General features: G+C 33.6%; 12 protein-coding genes. 4 read left to right on the top strand and 8 right to left on the bottom strand.

All coding sequences use genetic code 11. The annotated features are described in order from the left end of the window. Positions 1-18: 18 nt before the first annotated feature. From PYW44_RS03955 to glmS, 4 genes are all read right to left on the bottom strand, one after another. A complete protein-coding gene (locus PYW44_RS03955) occupies positions 19-801 on the bottom strand; it encodes an ABC transporter ATP-binding protein (protein WP_021339804.1) in 783 nt (260 codons plus the stop codon). A 56-nt stretch (positions 802-857) separates the two neighbouring features. Continuing rightward, positions 858-1,217 carry a DUF2200 domain-containing protein gene (locus PYW44_RS03950; RefSeq protein WP_002507027.1) on the bottom strand — a complete coding sequence of 120 codons (360 nt, stop codon included), beginning with the start codon at positions 1,215-1,217 and terminating at the stop codon, positions 858-860. A gap of 256 nt (positions 1,218-1,473) precedes the next feature. Further along, on the bottom strand, positions 1,474-2,424 hold the full coding sequence (locus PYW44_RS03945; protein WP_115075968.1) for a DNA/RNA non-specific endonuclease: 951 nt from the start codon (positions 2,422-2,424) through the stop codon (positions 1,474-1,476). Positions 2,425-2,724: 300 nt separating this feature from the next. Continuing rightward, the gene (gene glmS / locus PYW44_RS03940) at positions 2,725-4,530 is read right to left on the bottom strand and encodes a glutamine--fructose-6-phosphate transaminase (isomerizing) (protein WP_021339806.1); all 1,806 of its coding nucleotides are present in this window, start codon (positions 4,528-4,530) and stop codon (positions 2,725-2,727) included. 664 nt (positions 4,531-5,194) lie between these two features. Between glmS and PYW44_RS03935 the strand changes: the two genes are divergently transcribed. Genes PYW44_RS03935 through PYW44_RS03920 form a run of 4 tightly spaced genes read left to right on the top strand, consistent with a single transcriptional unit; the run spans position 5,195 to position 10,352 of the window. Further along, the gene (locus PYW44_RS03935) at positions 5,195-6,742 is read left to right on the top strand and encodes a PTS mannitol transporter subunit IIBC (RefSeq protein WP_002507024.1); all 1,548 of its coding nucleotides are present in this window, start codon (positions 5,195-5,197) and stop codon (positions 6,740-6,742) included. Positions 6,743-6,778: 36 nt separating this feature from the next. Next, complete coding sequence (locus tag PYW44_RS03930; protein WP_021339807.1) at positions 6,779-8,809, top strand: BglG family transcription antiterminator; 2,031 nt, start codon at positions 6,779-6,781, stop codon at positions 8,807-8,809. 5 nt (positions 8,810-8,814) lie between these two features. Further along, positions 8,815-9,249, top strand: coding sequence for a PTS mannitol transporter subunit IIA (locus PYW44_RS03925; protein WP_021339808.1), 435 nt, complete (start codon positions 8,815-8,817; stop codon positions 9,247-9,249). Continuing rightward, positions 9,249-10,352, top strand: a complete 1,104-nt coding sequence (locus PYW44_RS03920) for a mannitol-1-phosphate 5-dehydrogenase (RefSeq protein WP_021339809.1) — start codon at positions 9,249-9,251, stop codon at positions 10,350-10,352. The genes PYW44_RS03925 and PYW44_RS03920 overlap by 1 nt, the downstream gene beginning before the upstream one ends. A 95-nt stretch (positions 10,353-10,447) precedes the next feature. Here PYW44_RS03920 and glmM read toward each other — a convergent pair whose 3' ends face one another. The 4 genes from glmM to rocF form a co-directional block, all read right to left on the bottom strand. Continuing rightward, entirely contained in the window at positions 10,448-11,803 is a 1,356-nt protein-coding gene (gene glmM, locus PYW44_RS03915; protein ID WP_021339810.1) for a phosphoglucosamine mutase, read from the bottom strand. Positions 11,804-11,832: 29 nt separating this feature from the next. Beyond that, entirely contained in the window at positions 11,833-12,765 is a 933-nt protein-coding gene (locus tag PYW44_RS03910) for a CdaR family protein (protein ID WP_021339811.1), read from the bottom strand. Position 12,766: 1 nt separating this feature from the next. After that, positions 12,767-13,573 (bottom strand): diadenylate cyclase CdaA, encoded by an 807-nt coding sequence (gene cdaA, locus PYW44_RS03905; protein ID WP_002507018.1) that lies wholly within the window; start codon positions 13,571-13,573, stop codon positions 12,767-12,769. Positions 13,574-13,711: 138 nt separating this feature from the next. Further along, the gene (rocF, locus tag PYW44_RS03900) at positions 13,712-14,617 is read right to left on the bottom strand and encodes an arginase (protein WP_021339812.1); all 906 of its coding nucleotides are present in this window, start codon (positions 14,615-14,617) and stop codon (positions 13,712-13,714) included. Positions 14,618-14,843: the final 226 nt, after the last annotated feature.

Below are 14,843 nucleotides of genomic sequence, written 5' to 3'. Positions count from 1 at the left end.
TTCCTTTTCCGCAACGCGTTATCGTCTTAAAAATAGTGAGTAGCGTTGATTTTGATAAACCACACTCACATCTCTATTGAAAAAATCACTTAAAGTGTCACTATTTAATACAGACTGTAGTTCTCCTTGCTTATAACATGTACCATCCTTCAATAAAAAGCCGCGTTGAATATTTTGTGTAATTTCTTCAACAAAATGTGTTACATAAATCACCGCAAGTTTTGGATTTTGTTTATATAATTTATCAAGTGCACTGAGTAAATCTTCGCGTGCTATAAAGTCTAATCCTGAAGCAGGTTCATCTAAAATCATTAATTTAGGATCACCCATTAATGCTCTAGCAATCAATACTTTTTGTCTTTCACCCGTTGATAAATAACCATAATATTGATTTTCAAATTGACGCATACCCATTTGCTCTAAATATCGTTTAGCCATTTCAATATGACTCGCTTTCACTTCTTTATAAACGCCTATTGATTTAAAAATACCACTGATGACTACATCTAATACAATTTCGCCATCTTGAAATCGATTCATTAAACTGCTTGAAACAAACCCTATTTTATCACGTACATTATCTGCAGAATAACCTTTGTTCCCAGGCTGCATACCAAACAATGATAGCGTCCCTGATGTATGTGGTTCATAAGCATTTAAGATGTTGAGTAATGTTGTTTTACCTGCACCATTTAAGCCGTATAACATCCATTTTTCGCCTTCGCTTATTTGCCAACTCACATTTTCAATTATTTCTTTTCCTTGTTTTCTTCTTGCAACATTTTTCAACTCAACAAGCATGAAATCACCCCTATTCTTTACACTTCAACTGATTTTAAACACTTACTTAAATTATTTTATGATTGAGCGTCTCTAAATATTTTTTCCAAAGTTTTGCCTTTAGCTAGTTCATCAATCATTTTATCTAAGTATCTAATTTCTTTCATAACTGACGGCTCCATATTTTCAACTCGAATACCACATATGACACCTGTAATTTTAGTTCTATTAGGATTTAACTCTGGTGCTTGTAAAATAAATGTTTCATAATCCGTTCCGTCATCAATAAGTTTATCTATTTGTGTTTGCGTATATCCTGTCATCCAACAAATAACTTCATCTGCTTCAGCTTTAGTTCTTGCTTTCTTTTCAACTTTTTTAATCAGATGCGGGTATACAGAGCCGAAAGCCATCGTATATATTTTCGGTTTCGTCATTTTAAAAATCCTCTCTTAGTTTCTCTTAACAATTTTTATAATAATCTTAGCATAATAGAACAATTTATAATTTGAAAATAATATGAATACTATATACCTTTCAAAATCAAAATAAAAGGCAGGTTTGCAAAAGCAACCAGCCTTTTATGAAAGTAATACATATACAGCAATAAACTTTTCTTTAATTATCAACAGTATGTCAGTATAGAATTAAACTTATATCATTTATTTAATGTTTCATTAAAACAGTGAAATATTATTCACCTACGACCCCATCATTATCTCGATCGTCCATATGTGCATATAACCAATGATCACTATTTATTGGCATGCTGAACCCTGCAGCTTCAGCTTCTGCAATTGTCACTTGTCCATTACCATCAGAATCAACATCCGCAACTGTTTCATCATCCCCCGTTGAAGTTGCTGACTCAGACTCTGGTTCCTTATTACCAGTTAACCCAAGTGACTCATTTAGTTCATCAGGGTTCACATTATCAAATGAATCTGTTACTTCATTTCCATTTATAGTATAAGTATATTGATAGCTAGAAGGAATTTGTGTTTCGGTATCGGGATAAGTTATATTAGCTTCAAAATTAGTAGCTCCGCCCGCTTCTCGGATAGTCTTTTCGAGATAAGCTTGATCACCATGTCGGTTTAGCGTACTATCTTGTGGAGTAATATTATAAGCATTCGACACGCCACCAAGTGAGTCAGCAATAATGTGTCCTTCGTCTAAGTCATCACTTTCAACACCAGGTACCTTTGCCTCATCAGCATAATATCTACCTGACGATAACACATCCTCTGTCTCATCATCTTGTATTTTAATTTCATCCGCAATAACTCGTGTCAATTGCCCGTGTTCGTTAGTGAACGCCCAATATTTTCGATCACCATAACCGATATCTACAACGACGTTCGCGTCACGGTTCCCAGACATATCACCACCATCGACTTCAATTTTTTCATAGCCTGGAAACGTATCATCACTAGCTTCAGTTGTCGTTTCACCTTCTACTTGAGGTTCCTCTGATTTGTTTTCATTCTTTACCTTGGTAGCTGTTTCTTCTTTTTCATTTTTTAAATCTGTGACTACCTTTGCATCCGTATCTTTATCGGCAGAAGATGTATCTTCTCCGTTGGCACAACCAACAATAAAAACAGTCATTAAAAGTAAAACTAAATATTTTATTTTCTTCATTTTAGTACGCTCCTATTATGTTACTTGTTAATCATTCAAAACCCTCAAAATTATAATCTCGGACATTATAGTACTTACAACTTTTTATGTATTTTTGTATGATATTATTTATTTCCTATTATACAGGAATAACATTACTTTTGTTTTAGTTATGCAACAATTGTTTATAATTATTTTATGCCTAATTTTTTTGAGTAAAATCAATGTATTTCACTAAATTTAATACATAATAAAAAGGCTGAATCACCAATGGATTCAGCCTTTTTTTATATAAACAATAAGTTATAATTTAATCTTTATTTATTCTACTGTAACTGATTTTGCTAAGTTACGTGGTTTGTCTACGTCTAAATCTCTGTGTAGTGATGCGTAATAAGAAATGAGTTGCATCGTTACTACAGAAACTAATGGTGTTAATAGTTCATGTACTTTTGGAATTACGTAAGTATCGCCTTCTTTGTTTAGACCGTCCATTGAAATGATACATGGGTTTGCACCACGCGCTGCAACTTCTTTCACATTACCGCGGATTGATAAGTTAACTTTTTCTTGTGTTGCTAATGCAATCACAGGTGTGCCTTCTTCAATTAACGCAATCGTACCATGTTTTAACTCTCCACCAGCAAATCCTTCTGCTTGGATATATGAAATTTCTTTAAGTTTTAAAGCACCTTCTAGACTCACATTATAGTCTACTGTACGGCCGATAAAGAATGCATTACGAGTAGTTCTTAAGAAATCTGTTGCAATTTGTTCCATAACATCAGCGTCATCTACAATCGCTTCGATTGCAGTTGTTACCTTAGCTAATTCACGTAATAAACTTACATCTACTTCTTTACCACGTTCTCTCGCTACGATTTTTGCAAAAATAGAAAGTACGGCAATTTGCGCTGTGTATGCTTTTGTTGAAGCAACAGCTATTTCCGGGCCTGCATGTAATAGTAATGTATGGTTAGATTCACGTGATAACGTTGATCCTGCAACATTCGTAACCGTTAACGATTTGTGACCTAATCTGTTCATTTCAACTAATACCGCACGACTGTCTGCTGTTTCACCCGATTGTGAAATATAAATAAATAATGGTTTTTCAGAAAGTAATGGCGTGTTATACACAAATTCTGAAGAAACATGAACTTCAGTAGGAATACCAGCCCATTTTTCGATAAATTCTTTACCTACTAAACCTGCATGATAACTTGTACCTGCAGCAATAATATAAATACGATCCGCTGCTGCAACATCTTTGATAATGTCTTCATCCATTTTCAAGTTACCTTCTTCATCTTGGTATTCTTGAATAATACGACGCATTACTGCTGGTTGTTCATGAATTTCTTTTAGCATGTAGTGGTCATAAACACCTTTTTCAGTATCAGCTGCATCAATTTGTGCTGTATAAGCTTCTCTTTCTTGAACAGTGCCATCTTGATCTTTAATAATAACTTCGTCACGTTTAACGATAACAATTTCATGATCGTGAATTTCTTTATATTGGTTCGTAACTTGTAACATAGCCATTGCATCAGATGCAATCACATTGAAATCATCGCCTACGCCAATTAATAATGGTGATTTATTTTTAGCTACATAAATTTTATCTTTATCTTCACTATCTATTAAACCAAGTGCGTAAGAACCCTCTAATAAAGAAACTACTTTTGTAAATGCAGCTTCAGTAGCAAGGCCTGTATTTGAGAAATATTCTACTAATTGTACAATCACTTCTGTATCTGTTTCTGAGATAAATGAAACATCTTTTAAGTATGCGTTTTTAAGTTCTTCATAATTTTCAATTACACCGTTATGCACAAGTGTAAATCGTTCTGATGTTGATTGATGCGGATGTGAGTTTTCATGATTCGGTACACCATGTGTCGCCCAACGTGTATGTCCGATACCTACATTACCATCAGTATCATCACTATCTGCAACTTTTCTAAGCTCAGCAATGCGTCCTTTAGATTTAAATACTGAGTTACCTTTGTCATTCACTACTGCAACACCGGCAGAGTCATAACCTCTGTATTCTAATTTTTCTAAACCTTTTAATAACAATTCTTTGGCATTATCATGCCCAATATATCCAACAATTCCACACATTTAATTTTCCTCCAATGTAATGGCGATGGGCAACGAACGTTCAGCGTGTACGAACCTGTTCATTTGCTTATAAGCCATCATAGACGGACTGGTGCCTTTGTTTATTTAAAAGCGAATCCATGTCTAAGATAGGCATATTAGTCCCATACACCTTATAATATTATTTTTATTTTATTTTTGGCTATCTTATTAACTTTGTGCACTAGGTTGCCCTAATGTTTTCCTTAATAAGTTCACGAATGAGCCACATCCGGGATAGCATCCGCCGATGGTTCGATAACTATCCTCCTCGTCTACAAGTACTGATATCATGTCTATTAAGATTTCTGTTATAAACCTTAAATATTTAACATTTATCACTTCACTTGCACAGGCGCTATAATTGAACTAAACGATTTAACTGTCCTCCTTTCCCTCAATAATTCTTATTGTACAATGTAAACAATGTTTTTTGCAAATCATTTATTAACATTATTTTTACAACCACTTAAAATTTTATTTATATGTTGTCACACTACGTAATTTTCTTTCTTTTTTATATTAGATAACTGTCGTAAAGTTGTCAAAAACTCTATGACAAACTTGAAATTACTTTAAGTTGTTTATTAATGTAAACAGCCATACAATGAACTTATAAATAAAAAGAGAAAAAGAGGTGCAATTTATGTCACAAACAGAGACTAAAGAAAACAAAGGTATTGGGCGCAAAGTCCAGGCATTTGGCTCGTTTCTTAGTAGTATGATCATGCCAAACATTGGTGCATTTATCGCATGGGGTTTTATCGCTGCTATTTTCATTGATGGTGGTTGGTGGCCAAATAAAGAGTTAAGTGAATTATCTGGACCAATGATTTCATACTTGATTCCATTACTTATTGCTTATAGTGGTGGACGTTTAATTCATGAAATGCGTGGCGGTATTATTGCTGCTGTAGCAACAATGGGGGTTATCGTTGCTTTACCAGATACACCAATGTTACTTGGTGCAATGATTATGGGACCTCTCGTTGGTTGGTTAATGAAAAAAACTGACGAATTTATTCAACCGAGAACACCACAAGGCTTTGAAATGTTATTCAATAACTTCTCTGCTGGTATTTTAGGTTTTATAATGACTATCCTAGGTTTCAAACTTTTAGCACCAATTATGGAATTCATTATGTACATCCTTTCATTAGCAGTTGAAACGTTAGTACATGCTCATTTACTTCCATTAGTAAGTATTATAGTAGAACCTGCAAAAATCGTATTCTTAAATAATGCAATCAACCATGGCGTGTTTACGCCTCTTGGTGCCGATCAGGCAGCTTCTGCTGGTCAATCCATTTTATATACAATTGAATCTAACCCTGGACCTGGTTTAGGTATTTTAGTTGCTTATATGATTTTTGGTACTGGAACTGCAAGAGCTACATCTTACGGTGCTGGTATTATCCACTTCTTAGGTGGTATTCATGAAATTTACTTCCCTTACGTATTAATGCGTCCGTTACTATTCGTAGCTGTAATTTTAGGAGGTATGACAGGCGTTGCTACTTATTCACTATTTGACTTTGGATTCAAGAGCCCAGCTTCACCTGGCTCCTTTATCGTTTATGTTCTGAACGCGCCTAAAGGTGAATTTTTACACATGCTTATCGGTGTAGTACTCGCAGCCTTAGTTTCATTCATCGTTGCTGCCATCATCTTGAAGTTCACAAAAGAACCTGATGAAGATTTAGAAGCTGCAACAGAAAAAATGGAATCTACTAAAGGTAAAAAATCAAGTGTATCTTCTAAACTAACAGGGAATAAAGATAATAATACTGTTGGAACGACTGGTGCTGCAGCTACATCTTCAGATACTGAAAGTAGTGAAGCACAATCTGAAGAAGACTTATTAGATAATTATGATACAGAAAATGTACATGCGCATGATTATAGTAAAGTAAACCATGCTATATTCGCTTGTGATGCTGGTATGGGCTCAAGTGCTATGGGAGCAAGTATGTTACGTAATAAATTTAAAAAAGCAGGTATCCAAGATGTGGATGTTTCAAATACCGCAATCAATCAATTAACTGAGGATGCACAACTTGTTATTACACAGAAAAAACTTACCGATAGAGCAATTAAACAAGCACCTAATGCAATTCATATTTCAGTAGACAATTTCTTAAATTCACCTAGATATGATGAATTACTTGAAAATCTTAAGCAAGACGAAAATTAATTAAAATTATATAGAATAATACTGGAGGGTATGACTATGTTTTTGAGTACACGTGAAAAAGAAATTATCGAAATGTTAATTAAGTATCACGGTCAATATGTCACGATTTATGACATTGCTCAACATCTAGCTGTATCCTCTCGTACTATTCATAGAGAGTTAAAATCCATTGAGTCATTCATAAATACGTTTAATATTAAATTAGAACGTGTGACTAAAAAAGGAATACAACTCGATGCAGATGAGCATGCAGTGACCTCACTGAAAAATGTACTGTCACAACAAAATACAATCGATTTATCTCAAGAAGAACAAAAAGTTATTATTTTATATGCTTTGATTCAAGCTAAAGAACCTATCAAGCAATATGGCTTAGCACATGAAATTGGTGTATCTACACAGACGTTAACCAAACTTTTGGATGAATTAGACATTGAACTTGATCAATATCAATTAAAATTACAGAAAAAACGCGGCGAAGGTATTCATTTAAGTGGCGCTGAATCAAAAAAACGTGAATTATTAAGTCAACTTATGGTCAATAATTTAAATAGTACAAGTGTCTATTCAGTGATTGAAAATCATTTTGTCTATCAATCCATTAACCAATCTCAACTGGCGATGGTAGATATGGATAAAATTTTCCAAGTAGAACGCATACTTATGGATCATTTAGATCAACTCCCCTATTCATTGACTGAATCTAGTTACCTTACATTGACTGTGCATATTGTATTAAGTATCGATCGCATGCTTAATGGTGAATACGTTGCGCTAAATAATGATATCTATAATAATGTTAAAGATTCATTTGAACACAAAGTAGCTGCTGCACTCGCCTTACATTTAGAACATATTTATGGCGTGCAGTTCAATCAAGCAGAAGTAACCTTTATTACAATTCATTTGCGTGGTGCGAAACGTAAGGAATCCGTTGAAGTGTTTAAAGATAATAAGGATGAAGCTCGTATCGATCAACTTATTCACTCTGTTGCTAAATATTCACAACAAGACTTTAAAGATTGGGATACACTGAGTGAAGGTTTGAAATTGCACCTTATTCCTGCAATTAATCGATTGAACGCAAATATTGAGACATATAATCCATTAACAGAAATGATTAAACATAAATACCCTAGACTTTTTGAAAGTGTACATCGAGGTTTATCACATATTTGGCCAGATTTTAATTTTCCAGATAGTGAAATTGCATTTATTGTGTTGCATTTTGGTGGCGCTATTCAAAATCAAGGAAGTCCATTTTATAGCGTCTTAGTTGTTTGTAGTAGCGGTATTGGCACAAGTCGCTTACTAGCTACACGATTACAGCAAACATTCAGTGAGATTCAAAAAACGACACAAGCTTCTGTTGGAGATTTAAATGAATTAGATTCAACACAATTTGATGCGATTATCACGACCGTAGATTTAGATATTACAACACCTTATATCACTGTAAATCCATTACTGCCTGATTCAGATATTAATCATGTTGCTGCATTTCTAAACATGCAAAAAGACGTACAACCAAGCGACACATTAGATTATACACATCAAAATATACCAGATCCTGAAGCTAAACTATCTTATATCAGAAAAGGTTTAGAACTTATTGATTCAGTATATATTGATTATATAAGCGTTTCTAATTGGACTAACTATTTAACTGAAACATTATTATCTCACCAAATTATTACAGATGGTCAGTCATTCGCTGAACTCATTAAGCATCATATGGACACTCAAGGATTTGTCTTGGAACCATATCCGATAGCCATACCTCATTTAAAGAATCAAATAATTCAAAAGCCTTTTATTTTAATTACGATTTTAAATGAGCCTATCATGCTTAAAAGTAATCAAAATGACGATTTATCAGTAAATTATTTATTAAATATGTTTGTACCGCATGATGATACGATGTCACAACTTGTCAGTGACATATCAGGAAAAATGGTTGAACATTTAGACAATATTGATGAATTTATGCAACATCCAGAACAATTGTTAGATATTTTAAAACAGAGTTATCTTATACAATTACAAAATCTATTAAACTTGGAGTGAAGAAAATGAGCGAATTATTCAGTAATGAAAACATTTTTATTAACCAATCAATGAAAGACCAAAACGAAGCAATTGAAAAAGCGGGACAAGCCTTAGTTTCAAGTGGTGCCGTGACAGAAGCATATATTCAAGCAATGAAAGACCGTGAACAAGTCGTTACGACTTTCATGGGTAACGGCTTAGCAATTCCACATGGTACTGACGAAGCTAAAACAAGTGTCTTAAAATCAGGATTAACATTAATTCAAATCCCTGAAGGTGTCGATTGGGACGGTGAAGAAGTTAAAGTCGTTGTCGGAATTGCAGGTAAAGACGGTGAACATTTAGATTTACTTTCTAAAATTGCAATTACGTTTAGTGAAGAAGAAAATGTTGAGCGTATTGTTAAAGCTTCATCTGCAGAAGAAATTAAACAAGTCTTTGAGGAGGCTGACGCATAATGAAAGCATTACACTTTGGTGCAGGTAACATAGGCAGAGGTTTTATCGGTTACATCTTAGCTGATAATGACGTTAAAGTAACATTTGCAGATGTGAACGCTGATATTATTAATGCTTTAGATGAAAAACAAGAATATGATGTCATTTTAGCTGATGAAGCTCAAACAACAACACGCGTGCATAACGTTGATGCAATTGATTCAGGTTCTCTTTCTGAAAGTTTGAAAGAAGCAGTATTAGAAGCAGACTTAATTACCACTGCAGTTGGTGTTAATATCTTACCAATTATTGCTAAATCATTTGCGCCCTATTTAAAAGAAAAAGAAACACCTGTAAATATTGTGGCATGTGAAAATGCTATTATGGCCACGAACACTTTAAAAAAAGCGATTCTAGATATAACTGGTCCTTTAGATGACCATATCCATTTTGCTAATTCAGCAGTCGATAGAATCGTGCCAATGCAAAAGAATGAAAATATTTTAGATGTCGTGGTTGAACCATTTTATGAGTGGGTTATAGAAAAAGATAATTGGTTCGGTCCAGAATTAAATCACATTAAATATGTAGATAACTTAACACCATATATTGAAAGAAAACTACTAACTGTGAATACTGGTCATGCTTACCTAGCTTATGCAGGTCGATACTTTAATCAACCTACAGTATTAGATGCTATTAATGATGAGAATATTAAACATGATTTAGATAAAGTGCTTAAAGAAACTAGCCAGTATATTACAAGTCAATTTGATTTTACAGAAAATGAACAAGCACAGTATGTTGAAAAAATTATAGGTCGTTTTAAAAATCCTAACTTATCGGACGAAGTTACACGTGTCGGTCGTGGCACAATTCGTAAAATAGGACCTCAAGATCGTATCATTAAGCCATTAAATTATTTATATCAAAATAATTTAGCGCATGACGGTTTAGTTAAAGCAGCTGCATTGTTGTTAAAATATGATGACTCTAACGATCCCGAAACAGTAGAGAAAAATGATTATATTAAATCCAACAGCGTTGAAGCATTCTTAAAAAATTATGCTAAAATCGATGAACAATTAACTACAGAAATTGTTCAAGCATATAACGTATTATAATATTTTAAAATTGCTGTCAAATAGTAATAAAAAACTGGGAACAAGTGTTTTAACCTTGTTCCCAGTTTTTTTATTTTATCAAAAATGGAATTTGTTTATTCGTCTAATCCCATTTTATCTTGTACCACGTCTGCAATTGTTTGCGCGAAACGTTGTGCATCTTCATCAGTTGAAGCTTCAACCATTACACGAACAAGTGGTTCTGTACCTGAAGGTCTTACTAATATACGGCCTTCCCCGTTCATTTCTACTTCTACTTTTGTCATTACTTCTTGAACATCAATATTTTCTTCTACACGATATTTATCTGTAACTCGTACATTGACTAGTGATTGAGGATATTTTTTCATTTGGCCTGCAAGTTGACTTAGACTTTTACCAGTCATTTTAATAATACTTGCTAATTGTACACCTGTTAATAAACCGTCACCTGTCGTATTATAATCCATAAGAACGATATGACCCGACTGTTCGCCACCTAAATTATAATTGCCTCTTCTCATTTCTTCAACAACATAACGATCTCCAACTTTAGTTTTGTTTGATTGAATACCTTCATTTTCTAAAGCTTTATAAAATCCTAAATTACTCATCACTGTTGAAACAATCATATTGTTATTAAGCTCACGATTCTTAGACATCGCTTGCCCGATAATAAACATAATCTGATCACCATCAACGATTTCTCCATTTTCATCAATAGCGATAAGTCTATCTCCATCACCATCAAAAGCAAGTCCAAAGTCACATTCAGATTCTACAACTTCCTTAGCTAATGTTTCAGGATGTGTTGAACCAACTTCTTTATTTATATTATAACCATCTGGATTACATCCAACTGTCACAGTATCTGCTTCTAAATCTCCGAATAAAAATGGCGCTAATGATGAAGTAGAACCATTCGCTCCATCTAAGCCAATTTTCATGCCGTCTAGATTTACATCTACTGTTGATTTTAAATAACTGATATATTTTTGACTACCTTCAAAATAGTCAGAGTAATGAACGATATCTTCTCCAATTGGTCTAGGTAAGTCAGGATTATCTTGATCTAAAAGAGTTTCTATTTCTTGTTCTTGGTCATCTGACAATTTAAAACCGTCTGAACCAAAGAATTTGATACCATTATCTGGAACTGGATTATGAGAAGCAGAAATCATGACGCCTAAATCAGCTTCCATTGCACGAGTTAAATAAGCAACTCCGGGCGTTGATATAACACCTAAACGCATTACCTCTGCACCAATTGAAATAAGTCCAGCAATTAAAGCTGATTCTAACATTTCTCCAGAAACACGCGTATCTCTACCAACGAGTACTTTAGGGTGCTTTTCCCCTTCATTATGTGCTAATACGTAACCACCGTAGCGTCCTAATTTAAATGCAAGTTCAGGGGTAAGTTCTTTATTAGCTACGCCCCTTACGCCGTCTGTTCCAAAATATTTTGCCATTATATATATCTCCTTTATTTTAAAAAAATCTATTTGACTGTAATTGTTGCAGTTGTATCTTTAGGACTTACTTTAGTAACCTTATCAGGTACTTCAAACGTAATATCTTTTTCAGTAGAACCTGCCACATCATCCAAATCAATATTGGCTGTAATTTCATCAATATCTTCTAGATCTTCTTTATTACCATAAATTTCAACTTCCTCATTATTTAATTCGATATTATCTACTTCACGACCGTTTGATAATGAGCCTACTGTTTTAGTTTTTACTTTCACTTTTTTACTATAGTCTTCTACTTTCACACTTAGATTGACTTCATTTGGTTGAACCATCACATCAATTTTATTTAAGTTTCTATCAAATGCAGTAATTTGTGCAACATCTGTTGTGTCTTTAGAAATTTTACTTTTATTTTTATATGTTGCTTTTAAATAAGCAATTTTATCAATTTGATTTTTACCGCCAGTCACTTTAACAGTTTCTGGTGACACGCTCTGTTCACTCACTTTATATTCCGGATCCAAATCATTATTACTTACATCTGGTTCTACTTTTAATGTTTTACTTACTTTCTCTTCCAGATTTATGGTTGTTTCTTTCGGTTTCACATTATAATCAATATCTTTATTTAACCCATTCACTTGGAATTGTGTAGTATGCTTACCTGCTTTTTCTTCACTCAAGTCTAATACGGCTTTAATACTTTCACCATTTTCAGCCTTTAGTACTTGTGATTGTGGTCCGGATATTTCTACATCTACTTTATTTGGAACTTCACTGGCATACAATGATGTGTTGTCATACTTCACTTGAACTGGTACATCTTCAATTGTTTCTGAAGATTTCTGTCCTAAGTTATCAGCATTAAAAATATTGCCAAACATATTATTAACTGATAAGAAAAATATTAACGCTAATACAAGTGCTATTAACCTTAATCCCCACTTACTTTCTAGCATATTATTTCACACCTTTCTTGTTAAAGTGTGTGCCAAACCAATGTTCAGCCAATAATTCTTCAAAAGCTTCGTTAGAAATATCTTTTCTTAATTTACCATCAAATGTAACGGAAATTGACCCTGTTTCTTCAGAGACAATAACTGTAAAAGCATCAGACACTTCAGAAATACCAACTGCTGCTCTATGTCTTGTACCTAAGCTTTTAGCAATCTTGGCACTATCTGATAATGGTAAATAACTTGCAGCACTTGCAATTTTGTTTTCCTGTATGATCATCGCACCGTCATGTAAAGGTGTGTTAGGCACGAACACGTTTGTTAAAAGTTCTTGTGATATTTCCGAGTTCATGGCAATACCAGTTTCGATATAATCTTGTAATCCTGTTTCATTTTCAAAAACAATCAATGCGCCAATACGTCGTTTTGCCATATACTGCACTGCTTTGGATACAGAGGATATAAGTTTTCCTTCATCACTATTTAAATTAGTTGAATAGCGTTTAAATAGACTTCCACGACCAAGTTGTTCTAATGCGCGTCTAATTTCTGGTTGGAATATTACGATTAAAGCTAACACACCCCATTGAATAACTAAATCAAACAATTTGGCTGTGGCTGTTAAATTTAACATTTTACTCACTTGTTGACCAATAACTATTACGACAATTCCCTTTAATAGTTGAATGGCTTTGGTACCTTTAAAAACTGTAATGAGAAGATAAAGTACATACCATACTATGAGCAAATCGAGTACACTTGCAATTATTTTCACTGTACTCCAGTCATCAAAAAAGTTGGATAAATCCATAACATCTCCTCCGGTTATCTGTTCCCATGATATATATTATACCAATCATAAAGCCAACTGTCATATTTAGTATTTAATTTTATTGTAAAAATTTAAAAAAACTGATATGGATTTAATCCACATCAGTTTCATTACTAATTATAGAAGCGTTTCTCCAAAGAAACTACCTACTAAACCAACAGCTTGTTTAGCTGTATCATTGGTGTGATCTATTAATGGATTAACTTCAACTATATCCATAGAAGTTACACACTTCGAGTTATGTAATAACTCTAACGCAAAATGACTTTCTCTATATGTCAAACCACCTAAGACTCTAGTGCCTGTTCCTGGTGTTTCAACAGGATCCAACGCATCGACATCTAATGATAAGTGTATACCGTCTGTTTTAGCTTCTAGATACTCTATAGTTTCATCCATTACTTGTTTAATACCATATCGATCAACTTCCGCCATAGTATAAGTTTTAATATTATTTTCTTTTATGTAACGGCGCTCGCCATCGTCTAAGTCTCTCATTCCTATAAGAACGATATTTTCTGGCTTTACTTTAGGTGTATAATTTGAAATGTTAACTAAACGATCATCCCCGTCTCCAGCAAGCACACGTAATGGCATCCCATGTATATTCCCTGATGGTGATTCTTCAGGTACATTCAAATCCCCATGTGCATCATACCAAATAACGCCTAAATTATTATAGTGTTTACTTACGCCAGATATTGAACCTATAGCAATGGAATGATCTCCTCCAAGAATTAATGGGAAGTTATTTTTCTCAATACTATTCGATACAGCTTCACTTAAGTTGTTAGAAACAGTAATAATTTCATCTAAATTTCGTAAGCCCTCTTGCTCTGAATTAAACTTATCTAAATCGATTGCTGGTACTTCAATATTACCAGAATCTTCAACGGATAAACCTATCGCTCTAATACGATCAACAATACCTGCATATCGTATAGCATCTGGACCAAAGTTAACCCCTAATTTCCTTTGACCATATGTTGATGGTGCTCCAATTATTTCTATTTTTTTATTCATGTTAAAAACCCCTTTGCTTTCATCTGTTACTAGAATAATCGAAAGCGCTTTATGTTTCAAGTTAATGTAATATCATAATTTTTTTATAAAATCGACATTTTACATATAAAACCAGTATAATGATTTATAATTCATAAAAAGGCCTTATATTAGCTTTTACATACTATTCTAATCATAAAAATGTATATAAATTATTTTGAATTTTCTTTATTATATTATCATTTAA

The sequence above is a fragment of the Staphylococcus equorum genome (assembly GCF_029024965.1).
Lineage (GTDB): Bacteria > Bacillota > Bacilli > Staphylococcales > Staphylococcaceae > Staphylococcus > Staphylococcus equorum.
The sequence above is the reverse complement of the archived record's forward strand: the minus strand, read 5'-3'. Positions and strand labels throughout refer to the sequence as shown.

Coding starts and splice junctions, on each gene's coding strand:
- PYW44_RS03920 (WP_021339809.1), top strand. CDS start 9,249: ATGAAAGCATTACACTTTGGTGCAGGTAACATAGGCAGAGGTTTTATC.
- PYW44_RS03955 (WP_021339804.1), bottom strand. CDS start 801: ATGCTTGTTGAGTTGAAAAATGTTGCAAGAAGAAAACAAGGAAAAGAA.
- PYW44_RS03950 (WP_002507027.1), bottom strand. CDS start 1,217: ATGACGAAACCGAAAATATATACGATGGCTTTCGGCTCTGTATACCCG.
- rocF (WP_021339812.1), bottom strand. CDS start 14,617: ATGAATAAAAAAATAGAAATAATTGGAGCACCATCAACATATGGTCAA.
- PYW44_RS03935 (WP_002507024.1), top strand. CDS start 5,195: ATGTCACAAACAGAGACTAAAGAAAACAAAGGTATTGGGCGCAAAGTC.
- PYW44_RS03930 (WP_021339807.1), top strand. CDS start 6,779: ATGTTTTTGAGTACACGTGAAAAAGAAATTATCGAAATGTTAATTAAG.
- glmS (WP_021339806.1), bottom strand. CDS start 4,530: ATGTGTGGAATTGTTGGATATATTGGGCATGATAATGCCAAAGAATTG.
- glmM (WP_021339810.1), bottom strand. CDS start 11,803: ATGGCAAAATATTTTGGAACAGACGGCGTAAGGGGCGTAGCTAATAAA.
- cdaA (WP_002507018.1), bottom strand. CDS start 13,573: ATGGATTTATCCAACTTTTTTGATGACTGGAGTACAGTGAAAATAATT.
- PYW44_RS03945 (WP_115075968.1), bottom strand. CDS start 2,424: ATGAAGAAAATAAAATATTTAGTTTTACTTTTAATGACTGTTTTTATT.
- PYW44_RS03910 (WP_021339811.1), bottom strand. CDS start 12,765: ATGCTAGAAAGTAAGTGGGGATTAAGGTTAATAGCACTTGTATTAGCG.
- PYW44_RS03925 (WP_021339808.1), top strand. CDS start 8,815: ATGAGCGAATTATTCAGTAATGAAAACATTTTTATTAACCAATCAATG.